The 23,853-nt window shown below is 37.5% G+C and carries 34 protein-coding genes and 1 tRNA gene; 17 read left to right on the top strand and 18 right to left on the bottom strand.

The genetic code is table 11. From position 1 onward, the window contains the following. Nucleotides 1-2 precede the first annotated feature (2 nt). The 17 genes from FW754_RS07800 to FW754_RS07720 form a co-directional block, all read right to left on the bottom strand. Complete coding sequence (locus FW754_RS07800) at nt 3-1,427, bottom strand: DUF4055 domain-containing protein (protein ID WP_446324295.1); 1,425 nt, start codon at nt 1,425-1,427, stop codon at nt 3-5. Continuing rightward, nucleotides 1,427-2,719, bottom strand: coding sequence for a terminase large subunit domain-containing protein (locus tag FW754_RS07795; RefSeq protein ID WP_446324294.1), 1,293 nt, complete (start codon nt 2,717-2,719; stop codon nt 1,427-1,429). The genes FW754_RS07800 and FW754_RS07795 overlap by 1 nt, the downstream gene beginning before the upstream one ends. Beyond that, entirely contained in the window at nt 2,679-3,200 is a 522-nt protein-coding gene (locus FW754_RS07790; RefSeq protein ID WP_446324293.1) for a DUF2280 domain-containing protein, read from the bottom strand. The genes FW754_RS07795 and FW754_RS07790 overlap by 41 nt, the downstream gene beginning before the upstream one ends. 58 nt (nt 3,201-3,258) lie before the next feature. Continuing rightward, complete coding sequence (locus tag FW754_RS07785; RefSeq protein ID WP_446324292.1) at nt 3,259-3,900, bottom strand: putative metallopeptidase; 642 nt, start codon at nt 3,898-3,900, stop codon at nt 3,259-3,261. Beyond that, nucleotides 3,860-4,297 (bottom strand): hypothetical protein, encoded by a 438-nt coding sequence (locus FW754_RS07780; protein ID WP_446324291.1) that lies wholly within the window; start codon nt 4,295-4,297, stop codon nt 3,860-3,862. The genes FW754_RS07785 and FW754_RS07780 overlap by 41 nt, the downstream gene beginning before the upstream one ends. Before the next feature lie 49 nt (nt 4,298-4,346). Further along, complete coding sequence (locus FW754_RS07775; protein WP_446324290.1) at nt 4,347-4,577, bottom strand: hypothetical protein; 231 nt, start codon at nt 4,575-4,577, stop codon at nt 4,347-4,349. A gap of 767 nt (nt 4,578-5,344) precedes the next feature. Next, a tRNA-Arg gene (locus FW754_RS07770) sits at nt 5,345-5,421 on the bottom strand. Between the two features lie 861 nt (nt 5,422-6,282). Next, a complete protein-coding gene (locus FW754_RS07765) occupies nt 6,283-6,717 on the bottom strand; it encodes a hypothetical protein (protein ID WP_446324289.1) in 435 nt (144 codons plus the stop codon). Between the two features lie 4 nt (nt 6,718-6,721). Beyond that, nucleotides 6,722-7,114, bottom strand: coding sequence for a hypothetical protein (locus FW754_RS07760; RefSeq protein WP_446324288.1), 393 nt, complete (start codon nt 7,112-7,114; stop codon nt 6,722-6,724). Then, complete coding sequence (locus FW754_RS07755; protein ID WP_446324287.1) at nt 7,111-7,458, bottom strand: hypothetical protein; 348 nt, start codon at nt 7,456-7,458, stop codon at nt 7,111-7,113. Before FW754_RS07755 ends, FW754_RS07760 begins: the two co-directional genes overlap by 4 nt. Beyond that, nucleotides 7,455-7,670 carry a hypothetical protein gene (locus FW754_RS07750; RefSeq protein WP_446324286.1) on the bottom strand — a complete coding sequence of 72 codons (216 nt, stop codon included), beginning with the start codon at nt 7,668-7,670 and terminating at the stop codon, nt 7,455-7,457. Before FW754_RS07750 ends, FW754_RS07755 begins: the two co-directional genes overlap by 4 nt. Before the next feature lie 65 nt (nt 7,671-7,735). Further along, on the bottom strand, nt 7,736-8,479 hold the full coding sequence (locus FW754_RS07745; RefSeq protein ID WP_446324285.1) for an ATP-binding protein: 744 nt from the start codon (nt 8,477-8,479) through the stop codon (nt 7,736-7,738). Then, a complete protein-coding gene (locus tag FW754_RS07740) occupies nt 8,476-9,372 on the bottom strand; it encodes a hypothetical protein (RefSeq protein ID WP_446324284.1) in 897 nt (298 codons plus the stop codon). The genes FW754_RS07745 and FW754_RS07740 overlap by 4 nt, the downstream gene beginning before the upstream one ends. Continuing rightward, on the bottom strand, nt 9,369-9,668 hold the full coding sequence (locus FW754_RS07735; protein ID WP_446324283.1) for a hypothetical protein: 300 nt from the start codon (nt 9,666-9,668) through the stop codon (nt 9,369-9,371). Before FW754_RS07735 ends, FW754_RS07740 begins: the two co-directional genes overlap by 4 nt. Then, nucleotides 9,665-10,009 (bottom strand): hypothetical protein, encoded by a 345-nt coding sequence (locus FW754_RS07730; protein WP_446324282.1) that lies wholly within the window; start codon nt 10,007-10,009, stop codon nt 9,665-9,667. Before FW754_RS07730 ends, FW754_RS07735 begins: the two co-directional genes overlap by 4 nt. Nucleotides 10,010-10,058: 49 nt before the next feature. After that, the gene (locus tag FW754_RS07725) at nt 10,059-10,556 is read right to left on the bottom strand and encodes a phage regulatory CII family protein (RefSeq protein ID WP_409512473.1); all 498 of its coding nucleotides are present in this window, start codon (nt 10,554-10,556) and stop codon (nt 10,059-10,061) included. A gap of 58 nt (nt 10,557-10,614) precedes the next feature. Beyond that, nucleotides 10,615-10,848 carry a Cro/CI family transcriptional regulator gene (locus FW754_RS07720; RefSeq protein WP_446324281.1) on the bottom strand — a complete coding sequence of 78 codons (234 nt, stop codon included), beginning with the start codon at nt 10,846-10,848 and terminating at the stop codon, nt 10,615-10,617. A 122-nt stretch (nt 10,849-10,970) separates the two neighbouring features. On the opposite strand from FW754_RS07720, the gene FW754_RS07715 reads away from it, so the two are divergent. The 14 genes from FW754_RS07715 to FW754_RS07650 all read left to right on the top strand — a co-directional run bounded on the left by FW754_RS07715 (nt 10,971) and on the right by FW754_RS07650 (nt 20,871). Next, a complete protein-coding gene (locus tag FW754_RS07715; protein ID WP_446324280.1) occupies nt 10,971-11,642 on the top strand; it encodes an XRE family transcriptional regulator in 672 nt (223 codons plus the stop codon). A gap of 25 nt (nt 11,643-11,667) precedes the next feature. Continuing rightward, nucleotides 11,668-11,970: a hypothetical protein gene (locus FW754_RS07710; RefSeq protein ID WP_446324279.1), complete on the top strand. Its 303-nt coding sequence runs from the start codon at nt 11,668-11,670 to the stop codon at nt 11,968-11,970. A 113-nt stretch (nt 11,971-12,083) separates the two neighbouring features. Then, entirely contained in the window at nt 12,084-12,299 is a 216-nt protein-coding gene (locus FW754_RS07705) for a hypothetical protein (RefSeq protein WP_446324278.1), read from the top strand. Nucleotides 12,300-12,622: 323 nt separating this feature from the next. After that, nucleotides 12,623-13,792 carry an AAA family ATPase gene (locus FW754_RS07700; RefSeq protein ID WP_446324277.1) on the top strand — a complete coding sequence of 390 codons (1,170 nt, stop codon included), beginning with the start codon at nt 12,623-12,625 and terminating at the stop codon, nt 13,790-13,792. Between the two features lie 17 nt (nt 13,793-13,809). Beyond that, entirely contained in the window at nt 13,810-16,194 is a 2,385-nt protein-coding gene (locus FW754_RS07695) for a S8 family peptidase (protein ID WP_446324276.1), read from the top strand. A gap of 266 nt (nt 16,195-16,460) precedes the next feature. Then, complete coding sequence (locus FW754_RS07690) at nt 16,461-16,919, top strand: hypothetical protein (RefSeq protein ID WP_446324275.1); 459 nt, start codon at nt 16,461-16,463, stop codon at nt 16,917-16,919. Then, nucleotides 16,920-17,480, top strand: a complete 561-nt coding sequence (locus FW754_RS07685; RefSeq protein ID WP_446324274.1) for a hypothetical protein — start codon at nt 16,920-16,922, stop codon at nt 17,478-17,480. A 5-nt stretch (nt 17,481-17,485) separates the two neighbouring features. After that, the gene (locus FW754_RS07680) at nt 17,486-18,175 is read left to right on the top strand and encodes a Sak single strand annealing protein (RefSeq protein WP_446324273.1); all 690 of its coding nucleotides are present in this window, start codon (nt 17,486-17,488) and stop codon (nt 18,173-18,175) included. 12 nt (nt 18,176-18,187) lie between these two features. Continuing rightward, on the top strand, nt 18,188-19,480 hold the full coding sequence (locus FW754_RS07675) for a hypothetical protein (RefSeq protein ID WP_446324272.1): 1,293 nt from the start codon (nt 18,188-18,190) through the stop codon (nt 19,478-19,480). Beyond that, nucleotides 19,477-19,743 (top strand): hypothetical protein, encoded by a 267-nt coding sequence (locus FW754_RS07670; RefSeq protein ID WP_446324271.1) that lies wholly within the window; start codon nt 19,477-19,479, stop codon nt 19,741-19,743. The genes FW754_RS07675 and FW754_RS07670 overlap by 4 nt, the downstream gene beginning before the upstream one ends. After that, complete coding sequence (locus FW754_RS07665; protein WP_446324270.1) at nt 19,743-20,150, top strand: hypothetical protein; 408 nt, start codon at nt 19,743-19,745, stop codon at nt 20,148-20,150. Before FW754_RS07670 ends, FW754_RS07665 begins: the two co-directional genes overlap by 1 nt. Then, nucleotides 20,143-20,373 carry a hypothetical protein gene (locus FW754_RS07660; RefSeq protein WP_446324269.1) on the top strand — a complete coding sequence of 77 codons (231 nt, stop codon included), beginning with the start codon at nt 20,143-20,145 and terminating at the stop codon, nt 20,371-20,373. The genes FW754_RS07665 and FW754_RS07660 overlap by 8 nt, the downstream gene beginning before the upstream one ends. Beyond that, nucleotides 20,366-20,608 (top strand): hypothetical protein, encoded by a 243-nt coding sequence (locus tag FW754_RS07655; protein WP_446324268.1) that lies wholly within the window; start codon nt 20,366-20,368, stop codon nt 20,606-20,608. Before FW754_RS07660 ends, FW754_RS07655 begins: the two co-directional genes overlap by 8 nt. Then, nucleotides 20,605-20,871 (top strand): DNA-binding protein, encoded by a 267-nt coding sequence (locus tag FW754_RS07650; RefSeq protein WP_446324267.1) that lies wholly within the window; start codon nt 20,605-20,607, stop codon nt 20,869-20,871. Before FW754_RS07655 ends, FW754_RS07650 begins: the two co-directional genes overlap by 4 nt. 6 nt (nt 20,872-20,877) lie before the next feature. Here the strand turns inward: FW754_RS07650 and FW754_RS07645 are convergent, their stop codons facing one another. Then, nucleotides 20,878-22,104 (bottom strand): tyrosine-type recombinase/integrase, encoded by a 1,227-nt coding sequence (locus FW754_RS07645; RefSeq protein WP_446324266.1) that lies wholly within the window; start codon nt 22,102-22,104, stop codon nt 20,878-20,880. Between the two features lie 169 nt (nt 22,105-22,273). On the opposite strand from FW754_RS07645, the gene ybgC reads away from it, so the two are divergent. Genes ybgC through tolR form a run of 3 tightly spaced genes read left to right on the top strand, consistent with a single transcriptional unit; the run spans nt 22,274 to nt 23,852 of the window. Next, complete coding sequence (gene ybgC, locus FW754_RS07640) at nt 22,274-22,681, top strand: tol-pal system-associated acyl-CoA thioesterase (RefSeq protein ID WP_409510934.1); 408 nt, start codon at nt 22,274-22,276, stop codon at nt 22,679-22,681. Nucleotides 22,682-22,704: 23 nt separating this feature from the next. Beyond that, nucleotides 22,705-23,403, top strand: coding sequence for a protein TolQ (gene tolQ / locus FW754_RS07635; RefSeq protein WP_409511076.1), 699 nt, complete (start codon nt 22,705-22,707; stop codon nt 23,401-23,403). Beyond that, a complete protein-coding gene (tolR, locus tag FW754_RS07630; RefSeq protein WP_409510933.1) occupies nt 23,403-23,852 on the top strand; it encodes a protein TolR in 450 nt (149 codons plus the stop codon). Before tolQ ends, tolR begins: the two co-directional genes overlap by 1 nt. Nucleotide 23,853 lies beyond the last annotated feature (1 nt).

Here is a 23,853-nt window from a genome sequence, read left to right as displayed (position 1 = left end):
ACTTATTCCTCATCATCTGATGGATTGCTCATACCGCCATCTACCTGCCGTTCAATCAGCTTCTCAATCTCTTCCCATTTTTCTTCTGAGAAGATGCCAGTCTGTTCGTATTGATACCAAACCACCCAGGGCAAGTTTCCACCTACACAAGCTTCATAAAGACGTTTAGCTCGCTCCTCACTGAATTTAGGCTTGTTGAAGTCTTGCGAAATGACATAGTTCAGCTCATCAGGACTTAAATCATGATTTGGCAATGCAAACTTGGCACACCAACGTAAAGCCATCTGAAAAGCTTCACTGATATTAGACACGGCGAGTGATAATACCGAATGCTGTACAGAGTCCTCATTATCAGCCTGTGTTGCGGTTTTATTAGCAGAACCGACCTCAATTAAACGCGCACCCATTTCTTTCATCTGCGCCCATTTATCAGTCATGAGCTGTTTGACAAGATTATTCTCTTTAGCTTGAACTACATCGACTTTTGCAGGGAAGCCTTTGCGTGAACCCACTGACAATCCCTCCTTTTTCACAATGTCGTATTGTTCATGAGTAATTTCAGGCATGCAGATAATTGGTTGGCCAACAATAAACCCCGATTCTTCCACGTCAGCGCTATTGCGATAATGTGCAAGGCTCAAGTCCGTCAATTCAAGTAAAGGTGCATTATATATCTCATCTGTATTATCTATAGCACCACAAAAGGTAAATGGAATGTAATCCCAATGTCTACCATGATAATCAGTAGGTATGTATTGTGGTCCCTCTACCCAATTGCCTTTATCGTTCTGCTGATAGATTTGTACCGTGTAAATGAAATCACCTTGACCTGCATCTTCTAGTCGCAATATTCGATACTGGTCTTTAGTTTCACGCCCAAACCCATCTGCTGTACGAGTCGCCACTGATTCTAGTATTTTTACAAATGAAAGCTTCTTTTGGTTCCCGACAATAATATGATCCCAATCGTGAATAGACTTACTATTCAAGACATGAATCATTGGAAAGGCATTTTTCTGCTTATCCTCAGCACGACTTCGGCTCGGTGCAACTTGCGGATAATCAACATAGATACCGCAGCGGTAGTGACGCTGAATCAAATCTAAAGCTCGTTGTGAGTTTTGATAAATAGAACGCCCAGAACCATCAGAGTTTCGTTCTAAATACTCTAGATCATTGGGTCGCTTAAAGTCAGGTAATTTATTGAATGCCTGCCCAACATTGCTCTTATGAGTTCGACCAACTACGCCGTAAAATACTGCACGAGCTAAGTATTCTTCATACTCAGCATCTCCAAATGTTACAGGCTTTGGTAAATAGGTTTTCCCTTTATCCTTAATTGCCTTTTGCCCTTTACAAACATCATCTACTTTTACCCAAGCGTCAATATTCGCACTGTATTCAGCGTGCTTTGATGTGATTGTCATTATCTTCGTCCAAAAATAGGAATGTCGCGAATGCTTAGCACTGGCTTAATAATTGGGAATCTCTTTGCTAATGGGTAACCACCAGCATCACCAACGTGGTCTAAACCAGATTTTTTATCAGGCATACCAAAATCGTCATACACTTGCTGCTCAAGTGTTTCCGTAAAGCGTGGACACTTATTAGTATTTACCAATAATGTACGCTCACCATCACCATTTAGAATCAATGCATTTACAGAGTTAATACGGTCTTTAATAGCAGGGTTTGTTCCACTAACCTCCACTCTAAATCCTTTGTCACGTAAAATTTGATGATCTGATTCACTACTATTTTTCGATGATGTTGATTGCCCTGCAGCATCGGGTATTACTGTCATTTCATGAAATGGAAAACGCTCAATAAGTAATGTAGCTATTGCGGGTGTATCGCGCACACCGACCATTTCATCTAATGCTAATGGTTTGTCTTCACGGATTACATAAATCACAGCAGCCATTTTTAAGACGTTAAAGTCCATCCCGATGATTAGGTGCTCACCCGGTTTAATTTCTTCATCGGTATGGTTTAGCTTTCGATCAAAATCAGGATAGACCGCACCACTCGTTAAGTTGACGAATTGCCCACGTAAATACGCTGAAATCAATTGCGGTGGGTATGACTCATAAAGGGATGAAATATAATCATCAGGTAAGTTTGCTTCATTGTCATATGTCGAAGCTTGAATCATTCCATATAGTGCACGCTTTGCAGGTGTTAAATTTGCCTCCTTCACAAACTGCTGATGCGTGAACTTAAATCCCTCAGGGGTCGTTGCAACATCAATACCATTGATTAGACCAGGATGTTTCACACGCATACGGGCAATGATCTTTCGCCATGCCTGTTGAGCCTTTACAGTCGGCATTACATCCAACTCATCAATCAAGGCATGACCAATCTTAAAACCTACAATCGTTTGAGGCTTTTCCATAGATCGACAAATGATTGTGCTTCGATATTGGCGACCATAGTAAATATCCACCTCTTTATTTGATTCATAAATCTTGGTCTTTAATCCCCAGTCAAATGCCACCTCATCAATAGTCGGAAAGAAGATATCCCGAATTTGCGGATAAGTGGGTGCAAAATACCCAAGTGGCACCTTAGGAAATCCCCATGATTTATCGCAAAGACTTGAACAGCCTACCCATGTTTTTCCTGATCCAAATCCAGCAACAAATGCACGAAATTTATTTTCTAGCTGTAAAAAATTAGCCTGAGGCACATTCAGGGTCGGATTGATGTTCGGCATTTTCTTTACTCGCATCTACGACCTGAATGGTCACTTTGACTGGAGTTGGATCATCAGCCCCTTCACCATCACCATTTTTAATCTTGTCTATTTCGAGCTGTTTTAGTTGAATGTCTAAAAGCTGAATCTCATAACCCTGCATTTCATCCTTGAACTGCCTAATTAACTTCAATTTCAATACCCTATTCATTTTAGGATCGTCATAAATCTTTTGAAGCTCAGAAAGGCGTACAGCTTTATTAGCCAAAGGGATGCCAAAAACATTGGTTTTGAAATCACTCCTAGTTTTATGAAATAAGTCCTTTAATTTTTTGCTGAGATTTCTACCTGTGGACTTAGTTGGGTCATAAGCCGATACCTGTTGACGCTCAATTTCAATGTTAAATTCTTGTTTTACAGCATCAGCTACCTGTTGAGGTGTTTCAAAGCAAGCAAGAGACTGAACTATAAAGACTTTTATAGGCTCCCTTAGTGTTGCCATAATTACCTCTTTGTAAAACTACGTAAAACAAAATAGGCAAAAAAAAGAACCCTTAGGCTCAATTAATCACACACGTTCCACAACACGCTGAAATATTAGTTTCTGATACAAACGGCGCATTCTTCGCAATTTCAATAAGTCGCTTAACCGATTCATCTGCGCCCCATCGTTTAGTCTCACCGAAGAATACTTCCACGTCGTGACCTGCCAAGTAATGCTTAGGCAGACCTGTATGATCGCTATAGATTGGTTCACCATCTTCATCACGTTCTACGCCGATGTGATAAAGCTCATGCTCGATGAGTCTGCAAAATTCACGATCAGTCGTATTTTCACAATAACTTGCATCAATCGTAATAAGGTAGACCGGCACAAATCCAAACCAATCGCGCATCTGCTGCTCTTGTCGAGCTTTCTTCCATCCACCTTGGTTAAACATGACCTTTTCACATTGACCTAAGACCATACGCTTTTTGGCCATACATGCAGATGATGCCCATGCAAATGCTAAAAAGGTTTCATCATCGTGAAGTAACTCAGCAATGTGATCATGATCAGGGTTATGAAGCGCCCCACCAATAGTTAGCCAATTCTTAACTACCCATTCTTTTAGATCCACGGCGGGCGCAAGGCGTATTGTTTCTTCTTCCTCTGCCTGATCAATCAGTTCTGTCGGTGGAAATGGTCTGATCTGTTCCATCTTCTAATCTCTTTAACTGACTTTGAATCCAATTAATCGCATAACCTGATTCAATTTGATGAGGTTCAAAACGTAGAAATGTGTAGCCCATATCTTCAGCCAAATCATATTTATTAAATGCATTTGCTATCTTTTTTCCACCACGACCCACAGCCCAAGGACTACCTGCTATTTCAATAAGAAGTCGCAACTTAACGATATGAAAATCAAACCTCCAATTCTTCGTTGGTTCGAATTGAAACTTACGCTCATAGCCAATTAAATTTTCTTCTAATTCTTGAAATAAACCTTCCTCGGCTTCTAAATATTTTTCTTTTGCTTTAGGTAGTGGCTTAGTTCTTGGTTTTGTTTTAAGTGGACGTTTCTTCGTTTTCCAAAAATAGCTGTCAGCATCCATATATTTCACCCATTAAAAAACCACCCGAAGGTGGTTGCAATAAATTTTCTTATTCCGGTACACAAAAACTCAACCAATCCCTTTTAAGTTCTTCTAAATCTTTAGTATTTAATTCTGTAGATGCGTATAGGTAATAAGTAATATTTGAATTTTTAATTATATTGCGGTAATACACGAGATGGGAGACGTTGATGGTTTCTGGTGTATACCAATTCGGCCAAATTCTTTCATCGAACTGATATTCACCATACTTATCTTTATCGGCAATCCAAATACTCATATTACAAAATCCTTAATTATTAAAACCAAATGCATGATATACCAATAATTACAATACTCGATCACATTAAAAATATAATTTTGGACTTAATTAAATCACGTATTTAGCATATTCCTTAGATTCTTCGACCATTTTTTTAATTGCTTAATCTTCTTGCCAACAAGCATTATATCATTACGTGACATCAATCCACGTGACAATGCCTGCCATTTGGTGATTTAGATTTCGTATCTTTCAATGTTCCATTTTGCTTTGACTATACCCATATTCACCACCTATAAGAAAAGAAAACCCCGTCAACATCTAGAATGCGACGGGGTTTTATGTGCCGTAATACGTTCAGCAAATTATTTAATATTTCTCACTTTAAGACAGTTTCTACAAACTTCCACATCCCCATCATTACAATAGTGAGTTTCAGTCACACCATGTAAACCAAATAAACATTTTAAAAATTGAAGCAAATTATTCTCCTTACATCAGAGTTAAACGTTAATCCAATTAGGTATAAATACACCACTTTGAAGATATCAAAGTCGAAAGGTCTAAAAATGACAGATTCGTCATAATTAAATTTCGGTCATAAAAAAAGCCTGCGCCTTGGGGAAGGTAGCAGACTATAAAAATTAAATGTGCTTCATAAGGAAGCTATTTATATTACTAAAATAACCGATTTTAAGTGTGATTTAATTGGCATAATATTACAAAATAACAAAACAACCCAACATTAATCAATAAAAAAGATAACTATTCAGTTGTTAAATGTCTGGCGCGCCATACAGGACTTGAACCTGTGACCATCCACTTAGAAGGCGGATGCTCTATCCAACTGAGCTAATGGCGCAATAAAAAAGGACATGGTGATCTGCCACATCCTTGCCTTAGATTACGATATTAATCAGCTCGGCAACTGATCTACCGCTACTCAACACAATAAACTTCTCAAAGTTAGCTATTGATCTGCTTTGTGTCTTTCATCTTCTTTGGTCGGGAGTCACCACAATTTATGGCTCTGAGGCTAACTCAATGTGTGACGAAATCACATTGGATTCAAACCGATTTATACGGCTGGTTTCTGCATCCCACCGTTTGCGCTTATAGCTGATATACCAAACTCGTATAGCAGCGTCACAAATCAAAATCGCCCTTGGGTGGCGTACTACCCTTATGCATATGCTGGCATGATAAATCTCCCAATCATATTACTTGTGCATGTCACAAGCACCTTTTAATAAATTTCAGGCAATAAAAAAGCCCCACATTCATGTGAGGCTTTAGCCTTTATCTTTTGCGCTGATTAAGGATTATGTTGCTTTGAATTATACCAATAACACCACTTTTTAATAAAAATAAGGAATATCTAAAATTTTAATAAAAGATACCTAAGCGCCTTTTCACATCTTCGAATTCAGTAAAAAAAGTCCTATCACCGCACCAAGTAATACTACCGAAAGAAATAAATAAGTATTTAAGTTGTTAAAGCTTTTAATAAAATTCCACATTAGCTATCCCTCGAAATGGCTGCGGCATTTTAATGATATTTAAGTTATCTGCAACATGCCAATTAGTATAATAAGTCACACCTTTTCGATGAGCAAAAAAATACCCACTTTCTAGAAGTAGGCATGGAAAACTAAACTGTGTGGATTACCATAACTTCGTCCACTATAGCAGAAATATGCCATATCCTGTCCGTACATGCAAGTTATTCAAGTCGCAATCTTTTATCGTGTCCTGCTAAATAAAACTTACCTGCATATAGCATCGCATCAAGTGATGTGCGCCCCAAACAAAACTGAGCAGCCATTTGACGCAAAGACATCCCTCTTACATTTTTCTCAATGAAAAGATTTACTGCTGCTTTTGCTGAATCACAAATACGACTTGAGTATTTTAAATCAATAATCAGTTTTCGCACTTCATCAGCTTCAAAATCATCAATATCACAAATCAATTGATTCTTACGTGGTGCCATCCCTTTGTTGTTTTCACAGATCAACCAATAGATCTGATTCACACCTAAGCTGTCAGGCTCATTCCCTGATTTCATGCGACAGGTCTGAATATATGCCCCGTACTGCTTAAACCATTCTTCAGCTGTGAACTTAGACCAATCCATCACTTTAACCATCGCATTCATCCCATCACCCTAACCGTCTAATTTCTTCAATCGCCAAACCACTTTTAACCTGCTCAGTGCTATACCGATACACTGAATAACCCAACAATTGAGCTGAGTTATATTTCTCCATATCCCCTAAATATCCCTTTGCCCTTGTATGCCTCCCATTACTCCAAATTCCACCTTCAACCTCGATCAAAATCATTTTACCTACCAGGTGGAAATCAGCTCTCCATTTACGTTTTGGATCGAATCTAAACTCCTGCTCAAATCCGATCTTGTATGCTTTCAATTGCTGAGATAACTTTGCCTCACCCTCGCTGACAGTCCGCTCTGCTTTAACCGTGGTACGGCGTTTAACTTGCTTCTTCGGTGCGTAGAGCTTTTTGTATTCAGCAAGAGAAATACTACTCAAAGAACTCTCTCCAACATTGCTAAGCAAGAACGATATGCGAATGCATATTCTTGATTTTGTTTCTGAACAGCATCGCTTATTGATAGTTTCAGACTTGAAAGCAAATGAATGTGCTTACTGTTTAGCTTTGACCATTTGCACTTATATTCTTCAAGTTCTTTCTCAACGATCTCCAATCGCTCTACTGCTTCAGCGTGTGTGAGATGGTTAAAGCACTCGCCTTCATACTTGCAATGACCTGCTTCGGGACAATCCTGTGCAGCGTTTTGACAACGTGCCATTGCTTCTGCATAGGTATTGGGATCAAGGCTAAGTAAATCCTGTTCACAAGGAATTGTTTTCATGCTGTCACCCTTAAAGTCGTTGTTTTAATTACACCCTTCTCTAACGCCCATGCCAGACATATCTCACAACGACAACCGCGCTTGGTATACTGGGTATTTGTGCCGTGCTTCACTTCATCAACTAGATTTACAGCCTGCTTAACCACACCGCCACGCGCTAAGAACTTTTCCATTTCTGTTTCTAGATCTTCACGTAAATGACGCTTGGCCACTTGTTGTGCATGCGTGATATCCTTTCCAATTCGAACTGATTGAATGCGTTGATTTAGAATTTCGTTCATGCTGTACCACCTGTTCGAGAATCAGCCCAATTGCACTCAACTACAGTCAAGCCATCATGTTGAAAGCGTGACCACAAACGATCCCCCAAATCCATTACTAATTCATCCCTGGTCATATTTGAAATCAACATGGTTGGTTTACATGCGTCATAACGTGCATATAAAACCTTGTGTACAAGTTGTAGTCGATTCTCAAAACGATCATGTAATCCGTACTCATCAAGAATTAATAAGTCCACATCCGTAAAGCGGTAAATCGCACCTGCTTCGCTGTCATCGGCTTTTGTCCAGGCATTAGCTATCTCATTCGCCATATCTTCAGAAGTGACGTAACGAGCGTATTTCCCCTTGTCAAGGATGTTTCTAGCCGAAGCGCAAGCCAAATGGGTTTTACCTGTGCCTGTACGACCAACCATGATCAAATTACGCTTAACGCCTGAATTAAAATCTTTCACGAATGAAGCACATTGTGCTTTAGCGTGTTGCTGTCCGTTGTTCTGCACCATGTAATTTCCAAAACCGCTATCAGCATGTCGACTTGGGATCTGAGCGCCTTCAAAGTGTTTTTTACGAACCATGGTATTCACAGCATGAGCATGTTCTTTTTGACTTTGAGCAACTGAATCAATCGAACATTGTTTGCAGTTGATGTGACCACCTAGTTTCAACATTTCGGTTTTGTGTATCGGGCAAATCTGATTTGAAGATTGGATATCAAATCCATAAAAATGAGTGTTCATATCAAATCTCCACAATCAATATCGGTTGCAGGTGCATGGTGTTTTATCTCACCCCATGCGTCGTTGACGTGGCGGTTGGTTGGTTGATTCTTTTTGTTATCAGCTCGTGTTGATTTTTTCGCTGTTGGTTTGCGCTTAATCCACTTCACAAAATTTGAATACATTTGGGTGTCAGTCACCAATCCTGATTTCAAGCGTGGTGAGTAATGTGAGTTCACCTCAAGTAATACTTGGTCAACCTGATCTTGAGTCATTGGTTGTTCACCAGAGCGTTGCAACCAAGAATTCAGAGAATGTAAATCAGGGACCCAAAGATTTAAAACTTCATCAACCGAATTTTCAGGTGAATTCTCTTGTGTGTTTATATCTGTAGTAATCTCTGTAGTAGTCTCTGTATTTGTCCCCTGTTTGAAATGGGGAGGGTCTACCTTTTGAAATGGGGAGCCTCCCTCTTTTGAAGTGGGGAGGGTGGTCATTTCAAAAAGCACAGGGGTAATTAGCTCAAGAAATAAAACATTGTTATATTTCTGATTGTTAGCCTCAATTGTACGAAAATGGCGTTTGATTACCCCATATTCCTCAAGACGATCAAAAGCCTCTTTAACTTGCAGTTTTGAGAAGCCAAATTGATCCGAAAAACTTTGATATGAGCGTTGCAAAAGGTCTGCTTTGAACTTCTTTTTTGCGCGCACGATTTGACCAGTGTACTCATCTCGCACCACTGTTGGACGATGCCAATAGATGACTTCTGAGAGCAAAATAATGGCATTTAAATCAGGTTTCCCGTTGCTCATTTTGAAAATTTGATACCAATGTGCAGGGATGATATTTCCCTCAAAATGCGTATTCCCAATTTGATCGACAACGTCATGACCGGTACTAAAATGATTCACTTAGCACCCTCCACTATCGGCTTCACATACCCGCCAAATGCTTCTATCGTTTGAGTCTTAATCAAACTCGTAATAACTTGATGTGCTAACCAAATAGTGATTTTGAATCTGTACGCCATCTTCTGAGCCAGCTCTTCTTTGGTTACTGCAGCGTTGTCTTTGTTGTAGCCACGACGTTCGAGGTTTACCCTTTTGATTTCATAAACTTCGTTCAACACACGCAATGCAGGTTCATAGAATGACTGCACACTTTGCTGTTGTTTAAACTCAGGCTGTCTTTGAAATTGACTATTCATGAAACCTCCGCTAAAGCTTGTTCAGCTTCGGTTAAACGGCGGTTGGCTTGAAGTTCTGCGAGAGTCGCTGAACGGATTTCTTTTGATGAAGCCAAAATTAAATGATTGTTAGATTTTATTGACCATAATCGACTCAATGTCTTGTTTTGAACTTCAAATAAATCATTTGATTTAAAACTTATGCAATAGTCCGTGAGTACAACCACATCACCAACTAAAAAGTCATTACTAGTTAATTCTAATTCCGTCGAATTCGAGGGAATTAAACAGGTATTACACTGCTCTTCTTTAAAATCTGTGCACTTGTTAGCGCATGGATGTTTTGGTATATTTGATTTCATATTCAATGCCCTCTGAAGTTTTGAATTACTAAAAGCCTGATCTCATCCATCAGGCTTTTTCTATTTCAGACCCTGATGTATATTTTTTCATTTGCTTTAAAGCTGCTTGCTCTACAGCTGTCGCCAATTCAACTAAGTTCTGTGTGAGTTGGTGAATTTCTTCATATTCTTGTGGTGTAATGACACCATCCTCATACGCCTCATAAACAACCTTGTTCGCCTTTCCTGACTTAATATTGTGTTGCATCATCGCTTCAAAAATTGATAACTCATGATGCTTACTACGGTCACAAGTCACAGGCACCAATGCAAAACCAAGTTCATGCGCCCAAATCTTTAATAAGGCAGGGTTTTGTGTGTAATAAAGAATGGCTTCGAGTTTTTTTAAACTTGGTAAATGGTTAGGCATGTTGATATTTGCGTAATTGCAAATAGTGTTATGTGAATCCCCGACCACTTGAGCTATATCCTTGGGAGTAAAACCAGGTGTCTTGCTGATCATTTGCCAGATTGCATTCTGAGCTTCACGGCTTAAATTAATTTCCATTTGTGAAATCCTTGTTTTCTTTCACGTTTATTTAAAACATTGACCGAGTGATAATTGGTTAAGCAGTTAATTGCTCAAAACTCCCTTTTAAAGATGGACAGAGTTCAACTGCTTTAAATTCACCCTTTGTGGCAACTTGCGCACGAATAGCTACAAGTTCAGACATTTTTTTAGTGCCACGAACCCAACCGGATACTGCAGGTTGTTTAACAGCAAGAGCTTTGGCTGTGTTTTCTTGTCCACCAAAGTGGGCTACAAGCATTTGGAATTTATTATTTATTGATTCAGTCATGGTTATATCCCTGCAAAATATAACCAATATTATAACTACAGTTATCGATAGTCAATAGCTATAGTTATTTGATTACTTATAACTAAGGTTATATATTTACTTAAAGAAATTTGGTGGTTGTCATGGCTCTTAAAGACCGTTTAAAAGAATCCCGGAAGAAAGCCGGTAAGACGCAAGCAGAAGTTGCTGAAGCTGTCAAAATATCTCAACCTGCATATCAAGCACTTGAATCAGGAAGAAACCAGAAATCAGCATTTCTCCCAATGATTGCTCAGTTCCTTGGTGTTGATCCTTATTGGCTTACCACAGGCGGTGATGATGATACTTTTGAAGAAAAAGACTTAATCAAACCAACAATTGTTGAACATGGATCTGACAATGAATTTGTTTGGATAGATGTTGTTGAAGCTAATTTTTCTTGTGGTGTGGGCGAATCTATAGAGTTTCACTTCGATGCTATAAATGGGAAAATACCCTTCCCACCTTCGTTCTTAAAAGCAAAAAATGTCACTGAAAATTCAATGAAAATCATTAAAGCTAAAGGCGACAGCATGGCTGAATTCATTAAAGATGGTGACATGGTGGGAATTAATTTAGCCCAAACAGATATTATAGATGGCGAGATTTATGCTGTGTATTTAGCAGGTGAAGGCATGATCAAACAGATATTTAAAGAAGCTGATGGTTCTCTAATACTCCATAGCCTTAATGAAAAATATAGAGATAAGATAGTTACAGAAGAAAATGGTAAAAATTTCAAAGTAATAGGACGCCAAATTTGGCGAGCTGGGTAATTAAATTTTCTTAAAAGAGAACATTATGATTGCAACTCTTAATAAATCTAAAACAACACTAACTATTAATCGTCAAGAATTTAAGTTGGCGTTAGGTAAAATTGGTGCAGTAATTGATAAGCAAATAACGTCACTTAAAAAAGCCAAACAGAGCTATGACGCTGCGGAAATGGCAAATGAAGCCATTAGTGAAGCAAATATCTTTGAGGCCATTATTGAAGGCTTTAATGAAGGAGAAGAAACCAATCTAAAACTAGCCGATATAATCAATCTTGAGTTGGCACAGGGATGGATAGATGAGTTTTTAGAAAGGTATTCGGCTGTATGAATAAATTTGACTACATACAACTAGGGGTGCTGTGTGTGGTGGTAGCCCTTTGTTGGGCTTCAATGGTTTTATAATCTTCGAACCCGATGCAATTTCGGGAAGGGAATCACGATATGCAAATAATTGAAGTTAATTCCCGTAAAATCAGCCGTGTGTTCTACCAGCACCTCTTATTAACTGTGGTGCTAAAGACCGGTGAAAAGTTTATTTATAGACTTTTAGAAGCAAGTACATTCAAAGAGTTTTCTGATTCAGCAGATAAAGATAAATTTTATAAAAGCCAGATTAAAGCGAACAAAAAATTTAAACGGATTCAGCTTTTTGGGTGATTAAAAATTATTAAAACTGCGAACCCGACGCAGTACTTTAAAACACATCTCATGGAAAATTATAACATGTACTTACAGCCTTCAACCTCTGAATGGTTGGGGAAACCCATTACCTTGAATAGGTGATGATAAGTTGATTAGGTTATATAAGGATGTTAAAAAATCAAATTCAAAAAAGCAGTCAAACCTGAGATTAAATATAAAAATCAAGAAAAAGTATTTTTTATGCACAAAATTAATAAAAATATGCAAATAATGCCTTTCATTAACAAATAAAATGTATAAAATATTCAAAATTACTTAAATCGTATTCAGGACTTATCATGGAATATTTTTCAACTGTTTCGGCAATCTGTCGTTCAAGCATGAAAAGCCCTTCTAATGCTTTAATCAACCACATAAAAAAGCTAATAAAAGCATTAGAAAAAGATAACCACATGGAACAAGCCAATATTCTTAAAGAAATTATTGACAATCATAGTATTGAAACGGAGCTAAAACCTAGTAGAGTTACGCTTTCTAAATTAGCACTTAGTGGCGAAATCCTTTCTCCGAATGTTAAACCTCCTGTTGATAAAGAGTCAGGAAGCTATCTAGCAGACATTATTTTTTTCCAAAATAATCAATATGATAAGCCAACCTTTGAAGAAAATCTTGAGAAGAGTATTAGCTATTTACAGGAAGAGTGGCGAAATGCTGATGATTTGCAAAAAAATGGTATTAGTCCAGCCTATTCCGTAATGTTGTTTGGCTTACCAGGCACAGGAAAAACCCATTTAGCAACTTATCTTGCATCTCAACAAGAACTACCCCTAGTTGTTGCAAAACTAGATGGCTTACTTTCTTCTTTCTTAGGGACCACTGCTAGAAATATTGCCAATCTTTTTAACTTTGTAAATCGATATAAATGCATTTTGCTTCTAGATGAATTTGATGCAATTGCAAAACTTCGAGATGATCCAAATGAATTAGGTGAATTAAAAAGAGTAGTGAATACCTTACTTCAATGTTTAGATGAGAGAAGTAAAATTGGCTATACAATCGCTATCACAAATCACGAATCACTACTTGATCCTGCAATTTGGAGAAGATTCGATTTAAGAATTGAAGTACCAAAACCATCTCTTAACGTTAGAAAACAAATTCTTGTAAATTTGACAAATAACACTACAGCTTTATCTTATTTACAATTAAATTTTTTGGCTTCAATGACAGATAACTATAGTGGATCTGACTTATCTAAACTGATAGGATTTATAAATAGAAAGCGAGTTATTACTAAAAATAATTTTGATTTCATTAATGCAATAAAAGAATTTATTAACTTAAATGCCAATTTAACAAATATCGAAATTGTTAAAAATTTAAATTCAGATGAAGAACACCTAGTAAAGTTTTTAAAACACAGTACTGTTTTTCAATTAACTCAAATAGAAATAGCTGAGTTACTAAATACCAAACAACCTAATATCAGCCGTTTATTGAAGAAATAATTTATAGAGGGTCCATAATGAGTAATCCAGTTCAAATAATTTTAAACTCAAAAAATTTTGTTCAAACAATAAAAAGACTTCCTGGAGGAAGTAATACTGATTTTTTTGAAGGAAGGGATAGTGACTTTGTTAAACATAAAGAAAAATTAGATAACTCTATTTCAAATATTATTGAGAAATCAAAATTTAAAAATGAGCAACTCGTTTATACGAATATTACGCTACATGATGCAGGGTGGGCAAAATCACATAGACCAACAACCCAGCTTTTTAGTGAAAAAAACGTTCAAAACGTGATGGGGGGTAATCAACTCGGTGATATTATCGTAGAGCTAACCGTGGATGAGCTGGAGAATATACGTGAGATTATCTCCCGAGCACCAGAAGAAACGATTTTTGAAAAAAAAGATGGAAAATTAAAAGCAAAGGTATCTGTATTGAGAAGTGAAGTTAGTGTTATTGATGAAATAAGACTATACGATAGTGCTGATAAAAGAAATTTTACAATAAATCAATCTATTGAATGGTTAGCAAAAACAGGAACTGGACATTCTTATTATATTGAAACTTTTATCGACTTTAATAATCAAACAACAGCCGAACGTAAATCCTTAAGCACTTGTATTGAAAGAGTTCAACAAATATACCCTGATGTAAAAATTTCTTATATTGCTGAATCTTGGCTAAATTCTATTTTTATTATTCTAAAATTTAGTAATATCACAGATATTGAGAATATAAGAAAACACAAACAATTGTTAAAAACACTAGAAGACTCACCAGTAATACGAACAATCTTCCTACCACCAATTGTACAATCATCCCAAAATATTTCTCAAACCACCTTAAATGCCGAGTTGCCTAGTCCATTAGAGGGTAAGAGCTACCCTGTTATTGGTGTAATAGACACAGGGATAACTGACAACCCTATTATTGAGGATTGGGTTGCTGGTAGAGCAGATTTCCTCACAAGATCGCAGCAAGATTTATCTCATGGTACATTTATTGGCGGTTTAATAGTAGGCTCTAAACATTTTAATAATGAATCCCTTTTAGATGAAAATAACTGCAAAATATATGATCTTGATTTACTTCCAACAACTAATGACTTTGAAGATTATTACCCCAAAGGATTTATTGATTTACTTCAATTATTAGATGAATTAATTCCAGAAGCTAAAGCAAATGGAGTTAGAATTTTCAACATGAGTTTAAATCTATTAAATTGCGTAGAAGATAATCGCTATAGTATTTTTGCAAATATAATAGATAACCTCAGCAAAAAACATGATGTGATTTTTGTCCTCTCCGCTGGAAATTTAAATCCAAGTATTATGCGTGATGAATGGCCAGAGAATTCCACAGATACTTTAAAAATGCTGGCAGAATACAGACATCAAGGACAAGATCGCGTATACCAGCCAGCTGAAAGCATACAATCTATTTCTGTTGGGGCTATAGATCCTGAAAGATCTTCTAAAAATTTACGGCCAAGCCAATATACCCGTCGTGGGCCTGGCGTATCTTTTGGTCAAAAACCAGACTTGGTTCATATTGGTGGGTCATATGCTACTCCCCACAATCTAGCATCTATAGACCCAAATGGAAATTTAGCACATGGTTGTGGCACCAGTTATGCTGCGCCATTAGTAGCAAAAACTTTAGCCAATCTAAATCATGCAATTCCAAACTATACCAAATCAGAAACCTTAAAGGCTCTTTTAATCCATCATGCTATCAAACCCGAATGGTCAAATAAAGACAACATGAAGGTCGTAGGTAATGATTTCCTAGGTTTCGGCATCCCGCAGAAAGCAAGCACCTCTCTCGAAACATCCGATCATGAAATTACAATGGTTTTTGAAAGTGAAGTAGCAAAAAATCAAAAACTGATATTTGATTTTTCCTGGCCACAGAGTCTCATGAATGAAAAAGGAGGAATTGATGGTGATTTAAATATTACTCTTATTTACTCACCAGGCATTGATAGACTAAATGGCGCAGAGTTCATATTACACACACTGGATGTATGGCTAAGACAGGAGAAATTTAGCCCTAAAAATCAAAAATACACTTTTGGTAATATATTAAAAAGTGCAGGTTCTGGTTTTTGCGTAGAAGAAAAAGTCAGAATTAAACATGGTTCAAAATGGTGTCCTGTTAGAAAAATTGAACAAAAATTTGAAAACGAAGGAAACTCATCCGCTTGTAGATTGGTTATTGAACCTGGCTTTCGAGCTGGCTATGAAATAATTGAACCAATTCCTTTTACTATCATATTAACAATTTCTGATGAATCTAAAACACATGATATTTTCAATGAGGTAAAATCTCAATTAAACGCAAATGGAGTCTCTGTGGCAGACATTCGTTCTAATATTCAATCTCGTCTACGCCCTTAACTCTGCAGAATAGTCTAAAAAAAGCCAATGATCCGATGCAGTTAGGTCAATCCAATCGATGAATTTAACCCACCTAGCGTGGGTTTTCTTTTGCCTATTAAAACATAAAACAACAATTACAGTTATTAAAATTATAATCAAAGTAATATTTTTATAACTTCACCCTTGACTATTAAAATAACTATAGTTATATTTACCTCACAGACAAACAAAAGCCCCAAACGATCTGGCAGGACGTGGGGCTAATTGAAACTAACGAGGCAATTATGAATCTAAAACCAACATCAATCAACCCTACTGTTACACATCGTGTACAGCGCTTCGGGTTTATTAAAGCCGTTGCTCTCAGCGGTTTATTCACAACAGGTGCACTCGCACTTGCTTATAACCCTCAATTTACTGAGTACAAGTTACCAACTTCTATTCATGCTCCTGCTCAAAATGCTGTAGCGGCTATGGATCTTCGGGAAAATACAGGTACCGCTGTTGTTCGCTTAGATGGCTTCACACTCGATGTGAATTTCAAATACAACACTGTTGAAGATGACTACGGTGTGCCAGGTAGTGATTTCATGAATGCTGAAATTCTAGACCTTGCTGTAGACCAAGCCTACGACAACTCAGGCAATAAAATTTCTGACTTCACCGACTTCAATGACCATTTGACTATCAATGCGATGTTGGTAGCTCACATGCTTCAAAACCGTATGTTGGAGGGCGTTTAAATGACTACTCAAACTATCAAACAAAGCATTTCCCCTGCTCAAGTTTTTGAGTCGCTTGGGAAAGGTTTAAAAATGGACTTCGCTGAAGTTGGCACCAATAATTGGTCACATATAAACAATGCTGCTCAAATCAGCATCGCAGATATTTACAGTGGTTTTCTTGAGTTTCGTTTTACACCAGGTTTTGAAAATAGTTGGGAGCGTAAGCAAAAAGAAAAGGCTGCAAACTATTCTTCTGAATTCCTTGGCTACGATGGTAATCGTAATGAGCGTTACCGTGTAGGTACTAAGAGTATTTTCTATTACACACTCGTCAAGATCAAAGATGATGCACATGCGAACTACGGTCTAAAAGGCTTTGAGGTGTACATGGAGATCAACGGTGAGCTCCGCTTTGTAGATAAAGCCACAATGAAAGACTGGGTTATCTCATATATAGAAACAGCACGTAACGCCAAAAATAAAGCAGAACACAACAAGGTTCTTGAAGAAGTTGGCCACTTTTCCTCTCCTGAATATAGAGATTGGAAAAAAACCGCACCTCGTAGCCGTGGAGTATAAAAACAATGACAAATAATCAAAATCCTGTTGAGCAAACTAATAATTTTGTAGCTTTATCAAAGATCAATGTGAATGGCCACACTGAAAAAAAAGGTAAATTTACATATTTATCTTGGGCCTTTGCCGTAGCTGAAGCAATGAAAGCTGATCCACAAGCATCATGGAATTTCCGAGATCCAATGGTCTTTAGTGATGGAACAATGATGGTTCAATGTGACGTAATCATGTTTAGTAAAAGCATTTATATGTTTTTACCTGTGATGAACAACATGAACAAAGCAATCCAAAACCCCAATGCTTTTGATGTTAATAGTGCAATGATGCGTTGCTTGGTGAAAGGAATTGCTGCTCACGGTTTAGGTCTTTACATCTATGCAGGTGAAGACTTACCTGAAGAAGAAAAACAGGCTCAGCAAAATCAAAATAATCAGCAACAAGCACAGAATCAAGGCAATCAACAGTCAAATGGCCAACAAAAGCCAAAGCGTACTGAATCCCAACTTTTTAATGATGCTTTGAATGCAATTAGAAATACTTCCGATAAGGAGGTTCTGAAAGCAGCTGCAAATAAATTTAAGGGTACAACTTATGAAGTGGGTATTACCAATGCCTGCCGTGCTCGAGCAGATCAAATGGGATGGCCAACTCAAAGTAAATCTCAAAAGAACAATCAACCCAACCAAATGCATCATTAATAGGACAACAATATGAATATTCTAAATGGTAATGAAGCTTTTACAGCATTAATGGCTGGCAAAAAGATCATGTGTCGTTCTGTAGGTGGCTTGATTGAATTTGATGATTTGGATCAATTCCCTGCTACGGTTTTTGCAATGCCTGGCTATGAATTTTCTATAAAAATTGATTCTATTGAATTAGCAGGCATTACATTCCTTAAGCCCTTTTCTCTTGATGAATTGGTAGATGGCCAAGAGGTTTGTATTGTAGAGAACTTCAACCGAGTTACTTTAACTCAGTTCTGTAGTAGTAATACTCAACTCGTAGAAAATGTTAAAGCAGGATTTGCACAACGTGATCGTGAGAATGCAAGCAAACAGCTCGAGGCGATCCAAAAGGTTTTAGGTTTTGAAAATACGATCTATCTTCAAAAAGGTTATGCGGTAGAAAAAGACAGTGATCAACCTGTTGAAACAAAAAAACGTCAATCACGGAAAAAGACTACTGATACCTCTTTGACCATTGCTGACGTTGAGCCTTCAGGTGTAGAAAGTGGAGATGCGCCTTGGGAGAATAAGGTTGAAGAATTGGCTGAACCTACCCAAGCCATCACAATCATAGCTCAAGAGAATGTGACCACTCCTGAAGACTCTTTGATTTTAGAAGTGGAAAACACCATTGAAATTACTGATTTCAATAAACCAAGTACTATTGATCTCATTAATGCGCAGGCTGAAAAGGCGGCACTGAAACAAAGTGCTGGTGATTGCGATGGCACACCTATTGATCTTCTGTATAAAAAAACTAAGGAAGTTCTGATTAGTCACATATATGACATGGATTCAATCGATGCTTTAGAGCGACTTACACCTGCTATTTCAGCTGCAAAACTGAAACCTGAAGATCATCAAGAATTGTTGGCCATCTTTGCTGAGCGTAAAGCAACATTGGGACATATGGAGCCTGACCCTGAACATCAAGAGCATTTAGACGCAATTCTTGACGCAGTAGCTAATGCTCAAACACCAATCGAAGTTAATGCACAAATCCGCTATACAAAATCTTGGAATGAGGAACAGCGCAAACCTGTCATTCAGGCTATGAATAAGCGATTGATCGAATTGAACGATCAAAAAGAAGTAGCTACAGAGCAACCACCATCGTTAATGGTCCGAATACAGAATACTCAAAATGAGCATGAGTTAAATGAACTATTACCTGAAATTCGTTCTCGTCACGCTGATATTCAACCAAAGCTGATGGACCTTGTTAAGAAACGTCGCTTTGAATTGGAAAATCAAGGTTCGCAGGTGGCTTCATGAAAAAAATACCTAAATCCCACCTCACCCTCTTCACTGTGTTTATCACAGTGTTGGGGTACAAAGCGAAACAAAACAGCGATGGCTCAATGGTTTGTATCAATCCGAAGATGTGTAAAGAACGCAGACAAATTGTACTTTGGCAAAATGGCAAGATGAATAAGGCGTGTCAGATTTTATGGAATGATTATTTAAATCACTGGTTAGTAATTGGCAAAGAATTTATTGAAGAGCTTAAAAAGGCAAATCAAAGGATGGTGGCGTGATGGATATTCAAAAATTAAGACAAGAATTTGAAAAATTACCCGATATCAAAGGCATTCTTCATGGTTCTGATTTTGGTTTTAATGAAAGCCTCAATCAGTATTACCACCCAGACCATACCAATCATAGGCTTAGTTATGCATTCATTATGGGTGCATGGATGGCGTGGATAACTAAAGCCCAAGTGCCTGAAGATTTTGTTTTAGTGCCACGTGTAATCAGTGATGAATGGATGGCTGTTTATATTGATTCAGTAGTTACTAAATATTGTAAGGATTATGAAAATTTACCAATTTCTGTAGAAGAAAGTGAATTACCTGAAATCCGAGAAAGTCATAGATTGCCGATTCGTAATGCACATAAGCGTTTAATTCAAGTGATCGAAGCACAGGAGCAAAGTCATGAGTAGAACCGCAAAACAAATTGTTGACCAGACTCATGCCCTTGCTGAGGCTTTTTATCTGCACCTTGGTTATGAGCATGTTAGAGATCGCCACAGCAATCTTTACGAATCAAGCCATCCAATGGAACAAAGCATGTGGCATATGGCTTGTTTAGCGCAGATTGAATTAACAGCAACTGATCCAAACGATGCTTTAAGTGAATTAGATGAGGAGCAAAGTCATGATTAAAATTAAAATCCATTGGGGTTCTGATTGTTTTAATTGCGGTCATTGTGAAGCAATTATTTATTCAACATCTTCACTTGTCGGAATATTCCATGATGGTGATAAAGTTAAATGTTGCAATTGCGGTCATGAAGGCGAAATGGATGCTCGTGGCGAAGATAGCGATATTTGTTGGTATGAGGGTTTATCGCAAGACCTACCTTCTGAAATAGCTCAAAGTTTGAAGGAGGTGTCATGAGCCGTTTAACGAAATTAGATAGAATGTCTATCGAGCAAAAAACTGCTGAGGCTATTAAATTTTGGGCTTCACCTGTTGATGCTGCTTTTCCACCTGAAACTATTGCTATTACTTTTGAGGTATCTTTACCGTGGTTGCAATTAAAACGCTGTGATGGTGGTGGGATACCATATACAAAACCTAAAGGAACTCGAAAAGTTCTATACAAAAAAGCAGATGTTCTTGATTTTTTTGGTGGTAAAAAACTACAACACACAGCATAAGGGGATTTAATCCCCTTTTTCATACCCTGCAAAAACAATATCTTCAATCTCTTGCATAGCCATTCTTAATTTTTTATCACTAATCTGAACATAACCCTCGGTCACATCCGATGAAACAGTGTGATTTAAAAGTCGCTTTATTGTGTATTGGCCATAATCTAAATTTTCAGCAATAGAGCTAAATGTTCTTCGTAGATCGTGAAAAGTAAACTCCACCCCACTCGATTCAATAACTTTTGCTTTAGCTTCATATAAGTGTGTTGTATAGCCTTTTAGCTTTGACCGCGGTGAAGCAAATACATAATCATTATATTGCTGTTCTTTTCGACTTTTCATCATTTCCCACAACCTATCACCCATTGGTAAGGTGTGAGGGTCATCATTTTTAGGATCTAGTGATGTAATCCATCCATATTTTAAATCCAATGCATCCCAAGTTAAAGTCTCACACTCTTTACGCCTAAAACCTGTTAGAACTAGGGTTAATAAAAAATCCCTAACAGTATTTCGCTCTTGGCGTAAAGCTGTGAAATTCATAACAGCATTAACCCAATCACCTAATTGCTCTTGTTTCACATACCCTTTACGGCGTTTGATCTTATTCCATGTTCGTTTTGCTTTAAGAGTTGAAACAGGGTTGGTTGTATTTATCAGTGAATTATCATTTTCATCAAGAAAGTGCTCTACAGAAAAATTAAATATTGCCCTGAATACAGCCATTGCGATATTTGCTTGTGCTGGACTATTTTCAGTTAGTTCTGCATATTTTTCTTGTATGTGGGTTCTAGTTATCTCAATAAGTTTTAAATTTCTCCACTCAACTAAATATTGGCTCACAGTTCGATTGTAGTCCTCTAAACTTCTACTTTTTAGTTTTCTGTGCTTTAAATACTCATCATAGGCAATTGCTAATGTAGGTTGCTGTTTTGACACTCTGTCATTGATAATTAATTGTTCTCTTTTTTCTTTTTTAATTTGATTTGGATTGTAACCTTGCGCCATTTGTGAAAGTACACCCTGTGCTAAAATTCGCGCCTGAGCTAATGTTAGATTTCCATGTAGACCAATCGTAGACCTGACAGCTTTGCCATTAACTTTTTTCTCTACAATGTACGTTTTACAAGTTGTGTTGACGCGAATAGCAAAACCAATTAATTCACTATCTCGATAGATACCAGTCTCACTGAGATTATCTATATACGTTTTTGTGAGTTTTATTCTTGTGTTGGTCATAGTAAAATTAAGTTAAGCAATAATTCGCAATAATATACCTTATTATTTTATCGTCTACCATGCGTCTACAAATTAAAAGAAACTACATTTCAGCTTTTATCATAAGTTGGTAATTATCAACTAATATATTGAAATATATTAATATTTAATTTTAAATATGGTGTTAGTCATGGCGAATAAATTTGAATTTCAAATCCGAGTATATATTGAAGATACGGATGCCGGCGGGATCGTTTACCATGCAAATCATATCCGTTTCATGGAACGCGCGCGCACTGAATGGCTACGTGCTTCTGGCATCAGTCACTATTGGCATCAAAAAGACTATAACTTCGTTGTTCATAAAATTGGTCTCAAATATTCACGCCCAATTTTAATGGATGACCTCATTACTGTTACAGCAAGTGTAGTTTCGTGTAAAGCCACGTCTTTTGTATTGCAACAAAATATATATCGTGGTGAAATCATGCTTGCTTCCGGTGAGGTCGAATTGGCATGTATTAGTGCTGCCATGAAACCACAGCGGATTCCCAATGAAATCCGTGATCTGATTCAACGCGAATTGGCTCACCAATAAAAATATGAATGGCACATGCAACTATGGCAACACAATTGGAAAACTCGCTACACATCTCTGATTTAATTTTACAGGCGAGTCCTGTGGTTCAATTGGTGATGCTCGTTTTAGTCTTAGCATCATTATTTAGTTGGTATTTGATTGCTACGTTGCATATGCGCTATAAAAAAGCTCGTCAAGGTGACGAGCATTTTCAAAAAATATTTTGGTCTGGCGCAGAACTCAATACACTCTATAACAATGCACAGCTCAACTCTAAACGCGACGGTTTAGAAGATATTTTTTATCAAGGTTTGAGTGAATTTTTCAAACTCAAAAAACGCCATACCGATAGACTTCCGATGATTGAAGGAACTGAGCGTATTTTAGGCGTAGGTTTAAGCCGTGATCAAAGTCGCATTGAAAATGGCGTGAGTGCATTGGCAAGTATAGGTTCTGTTGCACCTTATATTGGTCTATTTGGTACAGTTTGGGGCATCATGAATGCCTTTATTGGTTTGGCTCAAGTTGAACAAGTAACGCTTGCGACCGTTGCACCTGGTATTGCCGAAGCACTCATTGCAACAGCCATTGGTTTATTCGCTGCAATTCCGGCTGTACTGGCATTTAACCATTACACGGCGAAAGGTGAAGAAATTTACACAGACCGTGCATTATTTTCTGAAGAAATGGTGGCGCTTTTACAACGTCAATCTGTGGGTTCAACACAGGACAATGACTAATGTCGATTCAGCGTTCTGGACGCTTTAAACGCGTCAAAAAACCATTAAAAAGTGATATGAATGTCGTACCATATATTGACGTGATGTTGGTACTTTTGGTGATTTTTATGGTTACTGCGCCTATGATTACTACTGGCGTTAAAGTTGATTTACCACAAGCCAATAATAACCCAATTCAGTCAGAAGAAAGACCGGCAATTGTCACTTTAGAAGCTGATGGTAAAATTAAACTTGAAGATAAAACTCATCAAAATGAAGTGATCAGTTTGGAAGAATTACAGACTGTTTTAACTGAAAATCAACAACAAGCCGAAGCCGATAAAAAACAATACAGCGTTCTGATTAACGGTAGTCAGTCCCGTCCATATGGTGAAGTCATTCAACTCATGGCAACTCTCCAAGATGCCGGTTTAAATCAAGTTGGATTACTGACAGAGTCCGTAAAGTAAG

It is taken from the genome of Acinetobacter sp. 1207_04, assembly GCF_052850415.1.
Note: the sequence above shows the minus strand (reverse complement) of the source record. Positions and strands in the feature narration are given on the sequence as shown.